Origin of the sequence: Staphylococcus croceilyticus, from assembly GCF_002902575.1 — a bacterium.
Lineage (GTDB): Bacteria > Bacillota > Bacilli > Staphylococcales > Staphylococcaceae > Staphylococcus > Staphylococcus croceilyticus.
This window is the reverse complement of sequence record NZ_PPRD01000103.1, coordinates 37,447-47,249: the sequence shown is the minus strand read 5'-3', so window position 1 is coordinate 47,249 and position 9,803 is coordinate 37,447. Positions and strand designations below refer to the sequence as shown.

Sequence of the window (9,803 nt, the reverse complement as noted above, 5' to 3'; positions counted from 1 at the left end):
CCTAGGCAAGCGTCTCAACTTAAGTGAAATGATGATCCATTTAAGAACTGCTTTAGAGACGGCACCCCTGGAAAGCTTAGCAACTTAAGTGAGTGAATATCTATCTAAGAACTAGTTTGTTGATACTATTTCAAATATCTATCGTGCATTAATAATTTTAGAATGCGGATTTGTTCTAACATTTCTTTGCCTTCATTCGTGTCCTTAATCTTCTTACGTTGTAGTTCTTCATCCACCACGCGACGTACAGATAATTCATCAGCACCATCTGAAAGTACTTTATCTCTCGCATCAAAGTGTTGATGTGCCACTAATTGCATACCAAATGAATTATAAAGCAACGTATATCCCGCAATACCTGTCGTCTTCTGATACGCTTTAGAGAAACCACCATCAATAACGATCATCTTACCATTTGCTTTGATAGGGTCCTCGCCATCAATCTCTTTAACTGGCGTATGACCATTAATAATACGACCTTCATCTGGATTTAAGCCAAAGTCTTTCAACATCTTACGAATCATATCCACATCTTCACGTAAATAATAATATGGATTTTTAGGTTCTTTATGAGAAGCTTTATCTTCAATAAAGTAACGTTCGAATGTTGTCATCGCTCTTTTTCCGAAAAGGGAACTATACTTACCTGTCCATAAATACCATACTAAATCAGTTGAAAGGTCATCAGTAATGTCTTTATTGTCATACGCTAAACGCACATGTTTTTCAAAGACATCAAGTAAGTCACGACCTTTGTGTAATTCGTCTTCAATCTCAAACGATTCCATTTCTCCATTTTCATCTACAGGAATACAACCATGAATAAGAAGATTGCCGTTATAAGGTAGGTAAAGTTTACCTTTTTGCATTAAGAATGCCATATGGCGTTTTAATTTCTCGGATTGTTGGAAAGACAGTAACAATTTATTGATGACTTCTTCTTCTTCAGGTAATAATTTGCCTGGGTCTTTTGGGTCAACTGTATTAAAGCATGTGTCTTTTAAAGGATATGTTTTGCCGTAAATTGTAATTTCGTTCGTATCATAGTTGACCTTTTCAAGAACTAAACGATCGTCCATTTCAAAGCTTGGACGGCGTTTAATAATTGGCATTTCTAATTTGAATTGAATCATTGCGATGGCTTGGTGAATCTTTGTGATTTGATTCTCTTCAAGTTTAGATAATCCAGCAGGTTTATCGGGACGTTTCTTCGGTTTGAAGGCAGGGTTATCGCCGTCATAATGTTCTTCAGCCAATGTGAGTAAAGGACGTAAATTAATACCATAAGCATCCTCGATAATATCTAGATTGTCATAGCGCGCACAGATACGTAGTAGGTTAGCGAGACATACTTTAGAGCCTGCATAAGCACCGATCCATAATACGTCATGGTTACCCCATTGAATATCTACAGAATGATAATCAATTAAAGTGTCCATAATTTTATCTGGTTGTGGACCACGATCGTAAATGTCACCAACCACGTGAAGGTGGTTTACAACAAGACGTTGTACAGTATAAGACAATCCAATGATTAAATCGTCTGATTGTTCAAGCTCAATAATTTGATTAACGAGTGTTTCATAATAAGATTTTTTATTATTAAATTCGTTACTTTTATATAGAAGTTCTTCTACGATATATGTAAATTCTTCAGGTAATGCTTTGCGCAATTTAGAACGTGTATATTTTGAAGAACAGTAAGTAATAAGTTCGATTAAACGTTCAATTGTCGTGATATACCAAATGTTTAATTTACCTTTAGAATCGAAGTTATTTTTTACAAGTTTTAATTTTTCTTCAGGATAGTAAACAAGGGCAGCTAGGTCGTCAATTTCTCTTTGAGATAATTTATCTATAAAGATGTCATTGATTTTAGCGCGTACATTACCAGAACCATTGCGTAGCACGTGTTGGAAAGATTCATATTCACCATGTAAGTCGCTCACAAAATGTTCTGTGCCTTTAGGTAATTCTAAAATAGATTCTAAGTTGATAATTTCTGTAGCAAGCTTTTCGGGACTATCGAATTGTTGAGACAATAAATCTAAGTATTTCTTTCTTAATTCACTTTCAGTCGTTTGCGTCATTTATTTTTCACTCCTGTGTGGGATTGTCGTTTGTTTTTTAAAAGGGTAACAAAATATAAAACCGCTTACATAAATTATCTTTAAAAAGCGTCACTTTTTCAATGGTCATGCTTAAATTGTCGAAATTAAAATAAAAACCCCTCATGCAAGATGAAGGGGTGGAAAACTTAACGTGTACGTTTTCTATTCTTAATGAAGATAACATATAGTAAGTACAAGATGGCTAAGAAGATAATGACATACATGATGTAAGAATAAGTGTGTAAACCAGCCATTAATGCGTCAAAGCTGTCACTTAGTAAACGGCCTAATAAAATAAGCGCAAAGTTCCAAATCGTTGTACCTAATAATGATAAGACTGTAAATGTAACTACATTCATTTTATTGATACCGGCAGGAATGGTAATTAATACACGTAACACTGGGATGAAGCGGCATAATAACACAGCCCAAGCACCATAACGTTTAAACCAATCGTTGGCACGCTTGACGTCTTTACCTTTTAATTTGAACCATTTCCCGTGCTTATCAACAAAGCGATAAATGCTTTCTTCTCTGATTAAGCGACAAACGTAATACAAGATTAATAAGCCAATTAATGAGGCAATCGTTGAAATAAGAAATAGAAGCGGAATAGATAAGCCAGATTTGACTGACATTAATCCTGCAAACGTTAAAATAATTTCAGAAGGGACAACAGGCAACACATTCTCTAACAAGATAAGAATAAATATGGCTGCGTAGCCCCATTTACTTATAAAGTCGGTAATTAACTGTTCCATTTATAATTAAGAACTCCTTTAATTTTAAGCTTTATAACTATAATAAAAAATTCATAGTAAATTCATTATAATAAAATTTACTATGAATTGCTTGTATAAACCTAAAAGATGATTATTTTAAAGCTTTTAAGTAGCGATGATACAGTTGATTTGCTTCTTCATCATCTTCGATACCATAGACATTCATGCGCCCATCTTTAAACAAAGTGATTTCATAATCTTTATCTTGAATGAGTTTCGCAAATGAAGTCGATTTCACCATATCACCTGGGAAATGTTCCGCGTGTTCGAAGACAGCAGGTTGGTATCTAAAGAGATACGTTTTACCACATAGACTTTCAATGTGTTGTTGTTGCTTCGTTTCTAATAATTCGTAATGTTGTTGTGCGCAAACCTCACAGTCACTGTCTTTCAAGATATCGACATTCATGGCTTTGAAGTTAATGTCGAACGCATCAATCGTAAGTAATTTTTTGGAAAAGCCTTTTCCAGATAAATAACGAATGGCTTCGGATACTTCATAACTTGCCACTTGTGTAATGACAGGTGGTAAGACGCCATTAATCGCACAACTTTCTCCAGTAGATGGCATACGCTTTAATAAACATTTTAAGCAAGGACCCTCAAAATCGATGCCATAGACTGTGCCTTTACTGCCAACTGCAGCGCCATACACCCAAGGAAGATGATGTTTATGGCATACTTCGTTAATGAGATAACGAATTTTAAAATGGTCCATGCCGTCAATGACAATGTCAGGTTGCACCTTGTTTATAATATCCTCAATATTAGTAGAATCAATTTCTTGATAAAATGCTTGTACCTCTACATTAGAATTAATTTGAGCTAATTTTTCTTTAACGGCATATACTTTAGGTACCATGTTTGTAGCGTCATCTTCTGTATAGAGTGCTTGGCGATGTAAATTGGATTCTTCCACAATATCCATATCAACAATGGCCAAGTGATGGGCGCCCATGCGAGCTAATAGCTCTGCCACATGACTCCCTAATGCACCGGCACCAAGTATTAAGATCTTCGCATTTGATAGGGCGTGTTGCCCATTTTCACCAAAAGCATGAAAACGCATTTGACGATTGTAGCGTTGCATTATAAGAATCCTAATCCTTCAGTTGGGCTTGATGCTTGTGCAGTATATTTCACTGGAATTCGACCAGCTTCATAAGATAAACGGCCAGCTTCAATACCTAATTTCATTGCTTCTGCCATCTTAACTGGGTCTTTCGCACCTGAAACAGCTGTGTTTAATAAGATTGCATCAGCACCTAATTCCATTGCGTGACATGCATCTTTAGCTGATCCAATACCAGCATCAACGATAACCGGGACATTAGCGTTTTTAATGATATAGCTAAGGTTTAATTGGTTGTTAATACCGCGACCAGTACCGATTGGAGAAGCAAGTGGCATCACCGCATGTACACCTAATTCTTCTAAACGTTTCGCTAAAACTACGTCGTTAGAAATGTAAGGGCACACGATGTAGCCTCTTTCTAATAACACTTTACAAGCTTCGTATGTTTCAAAAGGATCAGGTAATAATGTTTCATCATCACCGATAACTTCGACTTTAATCATGTCACATACACCTGCGTGTTTCGCGATTTCTGCGATACGAATGGCTTCTTCTGCAGTTTTAGCACCTGCTGTATTTGGGAAAGTGATGAAATCTTTTAAATTAATATTCGCAAGTGGGTTAGGTAAGTTTTTATCGTATAAGTTCATACGTCTTACTGCGAATGTAAGTACATTTGTTTCTGACGCTTTAATCGCTTCTGTTTGAATGTCTTCATTTTCAAATTTACCAGTACCTAATAATAAACGTGATTGTAATTCTAAATTTCCAATTTTAAACATATTATCCGCCTCCAACAAATTCTAATAATTCTAATTGATCATCTTCACGCACAGTGTGATGATCGTATTCTTCTTGTTTAATTAATGTTTTATTATGCTCGACAATGACACGTTCAGGGTCTAATTCAAGTGAGTGAAGCACTTGAGTAATCGACTGTTCTGCGTCGAATGTGAACGCATCACCATTAATGATACACTTCATTATTTGACCTCCTTGAAACATTGAATGACTCATAATTGCGTGGTTTGACGCCAGTAAATAGCCAGTTTGCGATATCTCGACCTATTACAGGTGAAAGTAGGATACCGTTACGGTAGTGACCAGAAATAACATATAAACCATCGTCTATACGATCCATGATAGGCAATTCGCCCTCAGTATAAGGACGCACGCCAGACCATTGTTTAATGACTTTACCTTGTGCTAATTCAGGAATACGTTCATTCGCATATTGATGTAGCCATGAAACGCCTTGGTCGGTATTCCCGACAGAATAATTGTCGAACTCACTTGTTGCACCGATAAGGAAACGATTTGGTTGTTTCGGCACGATGTAGCAACCATTTGTCATAAAGACCGTTTCTTTTAAATCTAAGTCGTCATGTTCAACCAACAGTACTTCACCTTTAACACCTACCACTTCACGTGGAAGTTGGTAGTGTTCTAATAATTTAGAACTCCAAGCGCCACAAGCAACGATCACTTTCTTAGCATGTAATTGACCATTTGACGTAGAGACCTCGTAATAACCATTTTGGTGTTCAATACTAAGCACTTCAGTTTGGTAATAACGATGAATATTGCGTTGTTGCAGTGATTTAAAGAGTGCTTTCGTATAATGATTGGCATTGATTTGTCCATCATTTGGAATGTAGATGGCCATTTCGCTTGATGTGACATGACCATGCGTTAAATCAATTAAATCCTCATCAGATAATTCCACTACACTTGGATCCATGGAACTTAAGAATTCATATTGTTGTCTTAAACTTTCAACATCTTCAGGACGATTTGCCACCTTAATTAATCCCGATGATTGATATTGAATATCGATTCCTGTTTCATTTTCCAACGCTTCGCATAGTTCTGGGAAAAGTGAGCGCGATTCGAGCGCGAGTCTAAATAAATCCGTATCTTCAGTAAATTCATTTTGTGCACCTAGCATACCGCCTGCTTTATAAGAAGCATGTTTACCAGGAACATCTCTGTCGACAATAGCGACATCCATTTGTGATTGACTTAAATGTCGTGCAATAGACATACCAATCACACCTGAGCCAATAATAAGAACATCATGCATCTTTCAACCACTCCTTTCGTAACTGTTCGATTTGTTGTAAAGATGCGTTCATAAAGAAGGAAATTGCACATATACCAGCAAACCCTTTAGGTAATTGATGAATTGTTTCTTTAGTGATGCCACCAATAGCATAAATAGGTATTGGAAGACGTAAAACGTCATTGACCTCATCTTGTGAACGTGGCTGTTGATTGGGTTTAGACGGCGTTTTGAAAATGTGGCCATAAAATACATAATCAAGGCCATGTTCGTAAGCTTGTTCCACAGATTGCTTGGAATGGGTCGACATACTGACTTCGACATTTGGATGTAGTTGTTTATAGTCGAAAGCAGCTGTATCCATCTCACGACAATGTAAGCGCGAAAGGCTTAATGATTCCAGTAACTCTGTGTCACTGTGAATAATAACTTTCTCTTTTGGAAAGCCAGCATCTAAAAGTTGTGTAATGAAGTGAAATAACGCTTCACGTGACATAGGGGTACGAAAGAGTAGCCCGTCTATGCCTTTAGCTATAGCTAAGAAATGCTTTGAATCTTCGTCTGTTAAATCTTTGTAAGTCGTTATTGCAATAAATATATGCCTCACCCCTTGAACAATAAAAAAACGCTATTACCCTCGTAGGGAAATAGCGGTCAGCTCAACTTTACGATATCCTTTGCGCCACTTTCCTACGCCAGTACAAACTGGATCAGGTTCCAGGAATTATAAAGTCCGTTCTTTACTCTCAGCCTTAAACAAAGGCACTTCCAGTGGATGATAAATCATTATTCATTTATAAAATATTTAATAGCGTTTCAGTTCTATTTCATTTTACAGCTTTTACGAATAGAGTTCAAATCTTAGTCCAAAATAAATATCACACGACCTTTTCAAAAATAGCCTTATCCAATTCATCGAACCAAGCGCAATTTAATAAAAAAGTTTTGTAAAGGTATTGTAAACGTTTACAATACCTGGTAATATGATTAAAAATAAGTGATTAAGCCTATTATGACAGGCTTGAAAGGTGGAAAGAGATAAGAGCAAAAGGGAGTCTTCATGATTAATAGACAACATAAAAAAGAATCAACAAAAAGGAAAGTAGGAAAACACTATGGTTCAAAGACAAAGGAAAAGTAATGTGCGTTGGATGTTCGCACTACTATTTTTTATTATCGGAGTAATTGCATATATGGATAGATCGAATATCTCATATATCGCACCTCAAATGATGCAAGATTTACATATGAATAAACAACAATTTGGATTATTAGCATCTTTCTTCTCATTAGGATATGCATTAATGCAAGTGCCTTCAGGTATGTTAGCTGAGAAGTTCGGTCCACGTAAAATGATTACTATTGCATTAGTATGGTGGAGTGCTTTTACAATCTTTACAGGAATGATTAAACATCATGGTTTATTATTCTTAGTTCGTTTCTTATTTGGTGTAGGGGAAGCACCAATGTATCCATCGAATGCCGTATTTAACTCAACTTGGTTTGCAAAAGATGAAAAAGGGAGAGCATCAAGTGCCTTACTTGCAGGTTCGTATTTTGGACCAGTACTAGCGCCAATTATTACAATCGCAATTGTAAATACATTTAATTGGCAAGCTGTCTTTTATATTTTTGGTGCAGTTGGGGTCTTAATTGCGATTTTATGGGGAATCATCGCGAAAGACCTTCCAGAACAACATCGTATGGTTAACGAAGCAGAAAAACATTTTATTATGCAAAATCGTGACTTAGTTCAAACTAGTAAATCATTACCACCATGGAATCAATTCTTCCGTCGCGTGAGTTTCTATGCTATCGCAGGTCAATACTTTGTAGTTCAATTTATTATTACATTATTCTTAATTTGGTTACCAACATACTTAACAGAGCAATATCATGTAGAGTTTAAACATATGACAATTAGTTCATTACCTTGGTTTATTATGTTTATCTTAATTTTATCTGCAGGTGCCATTTCAGATAAAATTTTACGCAGTGGACAATCACGCTTTGTATCAAGAGGATTAATTGCGATTGCTGGATTCATTGTCTTTGCGATTTCAATCTTCTTCGCAGTTCATACAGAAAGCTTATATATTACTATCTTCTGGTTATCACTTGGTTTAGGTGGTATGGGTATCTCAATGGGTATGAGTTGGGCTGCTGCGAACGATATTGGTCGTAACTTTGCTGGTACAGTTTCAGGTTGGATGAACTTATGGGGAAATATTGGTGCCTTAGTTAGTCCATTCTTAGCTGGTGCAGTGGTTACATCTCTTGGCTGGTCAATGACGTTCCAATTACTTATCGTTCCAGCTGTCATTGCGATTGTATTATGGTTCTTCGTCTCACCAGATAAACCATTAATTAAAGATGAAAGTAAACAATTAAAATAATAAAGTTAATTCATTATAGAAAAGTGAGCGTTCTGCTCACTTTTTTATGTATATATTTCTTATGTACATGGCTCGTGCCTTGGTTTTGTAAAGTCATTCTTAGATAGATATTCACTCGTTTAAGTTGTTTCGCGTTCCTGGGGTGCTGTCTCAGTCTGTAGTCTTCTAAAGAAATTCTTAGATGAACATTCACTCATTCTGTTGTGATGCTTGCCTAGGGGGCTGGGTCGAGCCTTGGTCTTGTAAAGTAGTTCTTAGGTAGATATTCACTTGTTTAAGTTGTTGCGCTTTCCTGTGGGAAAGGCTCAAGCCTGTAGTCTTGAGGCTCTTTCTTTTCCACTAGGAGTCTTCACAACTACACTTCGTAATCTACCTTAGAACTACTTACGTAAGTGTTTGAATGCTTACGTTCATTAATAAACTTAAATCCCTCAGGCGTCACTCAACTACGTTTCGTTATCTATCTTAGAACGCCTTACACAAGTGCAATTGCAGTTGTGTTCAATAAAAAACGCAAGGGTCACACAACGTCATTCGTAGTTCATCTTTAGAATTTCTTACATAAGTGCATAGCACTTATGTTCATTAATAATCAACATAGGAGTCTTCACAACTACATTTCGTAATCTACCTTAAAATGACTTACAGATGTATAAGTTTAGCTAAGAAAATTTAATAAAATGCTATAATATATAGGTCGCCTATCTCTCAGGCGTCAATTGAGACGTGGAGGGGAGGTGCTTAAGTGACAGATATTCTTGTTCACATCGTGACCACAGTCATAAGTGGTTGTATCGTTGCATTATTCTCGTATTGGCTACGAAAACGCGATGATAAGTAAATAGGCGACTAAGCCACACCATTAAAAACCCCCTCACTACTGCCATAGTGAGGGGGTTGGTGCATTAAATGCAGATATTCTTGTTAATTAAAGTATAACATTACCCTATGAAAAAATGCAAAATAAACTCAAATGCATTAAATGCTACATTATAAATATGATAAGTGCTATCTCTGTTTAGTGATTTAAAATAAATGGTAAAATAAAGTAAATCTAATTAACGAAGGTGATTGTATGATTATCATTAATGCCAAACTAAAAGTAAATGAGGACTATCGTGATGACTATTTAGATTTAATGAAAAAGTTAGTAGAAAGTTCTCGACAAGAAGAAGGCAATACATTCTATAGCCATTACGAAGATGTAGATGAACGTAATTCATTTGTAGTAGTTGAGAATTATAAAGATCAACAAGCAGTTGAAACACATAACCATTCAGAACATTTTAGAGTGTTTAGTGAAAATATCGGCAAGTACATTACCGAAGAACCTGTCATTGACGTTGCTGAAACAAAATAAATCTCATGAATACTAAC

At 36.1% G+C, this 9,803-nt stretch carries 10 protein-coding genes and 1 riboswitch; of the genes, 3 read left to right on the top strand and 7 right to left on the bottom strand.

Features of this window, described 5'->3' with window-relative positions; all coding sequences use genetic code 11:
- Positions 1 to 125: 125 nt before the first annotated feature.
- The 7 genes from CD128_RS10770 to CD128_RS10740 all read right to left on the bottom strand — a co-directional run bounded on the left by CD128_RS10770 (position 126) and on the right by CD128_RS10740 (position 6,637).
- On the bottom strand, positions 126 to 2,090 hold the full coding sequence (locus CD128_RS10770) for a fructose-1,6-bisphosphatase (RefSeq protein ID WP_103329898.1): 1,965 nt from the start codon (positions 2,088 to 2,090) through the stop codon (positions 126 to 128).
- A gap of 167 nt (positions 2,091 to 2,257) precedes the next feature.
- Positions 2,258 to 2,872, bottom strand: coding sequence for an undecaprenyl phosphate transporter UptA (gene uptA / locus CD128_RS10765; protein ID WP_103329897.1), 615 nt, complete (start codon positions 2,870 to 2,872; stop codon positions 2,258 to 2,260).
- 112 nt (positions 2,873 to 2,984) lie between these two features.
- A complete protein-coding gene (locus CD128_RS10760) occupies positions 2,985 to 3,983 on the bottom strand; it encodes a ThiF family adenylyltransferase (protein WP_103329896.1) in 999 nt (332 codons plus the stop codon).
- Positions 3,983 to 4,750: a thiazole synthase gene (locus CD128_RS10755; protein ID WP_103329895.1), complete on the bottom strand. Its 768-nt coding sequence runs from the start codon at positions 4,748 to 4,750 to the stop codon at positions 3,983 to 3,985. Before CD128_RS10755 ends, CD128_RS10760 begins: the two co-directional genes overlap by 1 nt.
- A 1-nt stretch (position 4,751) precedes the next feature.
- On the bottom strand, positions 4,752 to 4,952 hold the full coding sequence (thiS, locus tag CD128_RS10750; protein WP_103329894.1) for a sulfur carrier protein ThiS: 201 nt from the start codon (positions 4,950 to 4,952) through the stop codon (positions 4,752 to 4,754).
- Positions 4,936 to 6,051, bottom strand: coding sequence for a glycine oxidase ThiO (gene thiO, locus CD128_RS10745; RefSeq protein WP_103329893.1), 1,116 nt, complete (start codon positions 6,049 to 6,051; stop codon positions 4,936 to 4,938). The genes thiS and thiO overlap by 17 nt, the downstream gene beginning before the upstream one ends.
- The gene (locus tag CD128_RS10740; protein WP_103329892.1) at positions 6,044 to 6,637 is read right to left on the bottom strand and encodes a thiamine phosphate synthase; all 594 of its coding nucleotides are present in this window, start codon (positions 6,635 to 6,637) and stop codon (positions 6,044 to 6,046) included. Before CD128_RS10740 ends, thiO begins: the two co-directional genes overlap by 8 nt.
- 63 nt (positions 6,638 to 6,700) lie before the next feature.
- Positions 6,701 to 6,810: riboswitch (TPP riboswitch) on the bottom strand.
- A 335-nt stretch (positions 6,811 to 7,145) separates the two neighbouring features.
- Here CD128_RS10740 and CD128_RS10735 point away from each other — a divergent pair.
- The 3 genes from CD128_RS10735 to CD128_RS10730 all read left to right on the top strand — a co-directional run bounded on the left by CD128_RS10735 (position 7,146) and on the right by CD128_RS10730 (position 9,786).
- Positions 7,146 to 8,426 (top strand): MFS transporter, encoded by a 1,281-nt coding sequence (locus CD128_RS10735; RefSeq protein ID WP_103329891.1) that lies wholly within the window; start codon positions 7,146 to 7,148, stop codon positions 8,424 to 8,426.
- A gap of 745 nt (positions 8,427 to 9,171) precedes the next feature.
- Positions 9,172 to 9,267 carry a type I toxin-antitoxin system Fst family toxin gene (locus tag CD128_RS11920; protein ID WP_135350990.1) on the top strand — a complete coding sequence of 32 codons (96 nt, stop codon included), beginning with the start codon at positions 9,172 to 9,174 and terminating at the stop codon, positions 9,265 to 9,267.
- A gap of 234 nt (positions 9,268 to 9,501) precedes the next feature.
- A complete protein-coding gene (locus CD128_RS10730) occupies positions 9,502 to 9,786 on the top strand; it encodes a putative quinol monooxygenase (RefSeq protein ID WP_103329890.1) in 285 nt (94 codons plus the stop codon).
- Positions 9,787 to 9,803: the final 17 nt, after the last annotated feature.

What these genes read in the sequence shown, in the direction of transcription:
- CD128_RS10735 (WP_103329891.1), top strand. Translation starts at nt 7,146, where the DNA reads ATGGTTCAAAGACAAAGGAAAAGTAATGTGCGTTGGATGTTCGCACTA.
- CD128_RS10755 (WP_103329895.1), bottom strand. Translation starts at nt 4,750, where the DNA reads ATGTTTAAAATTGGAAATTTAGAATTACAATCACGTTTATTATTAGGT.
- uptA (WP_103329897.1), bottom strand. Translation starts at nt 2,872, where the DNA reads ATGGAACAGTTAATTACCGACTTTATAAGTAAATGGGGCTACGCAGCC.
- CD128_RS10770 (WP_103329898.1), bottom strand. Translation starts at nt 2,090, where the DNA reads ATGACGCAAACGACTGAAAGTGAATTAAGAAAGAAATACTTAGATTTA.
- thiS (WP_103329894.1), bottom strand. Translation starts at nt 4,952, where the DNA reads ATGAAGTGTATCATTAATGGTGATGCGTTCACATTCGACGCAGAACAG.
- CD128_RS10760 (WP_103329896.1), bottom strand. Translation starts at nt 3,983, where the DNA reads ATGCAACGCTACAATCGTCAAATGCGTTTTCATGCTTTTGGTGAAAAT.
- thiO (WP_103329893.1), bottom strand. Translation starts at nt 6,051, where the DNA reads ATGCATGATGTTCTTATTATTGGCTCAGGTGTGATTGGTATGTCTATT.
- CD128_RS10730 (WP_103329890.1), top strand. Translation starts at nt 9,502, where the DNA reads ATGATTATCATTAATGCCAAACTAAAAGTAAATGAGGACTATCGTGAT.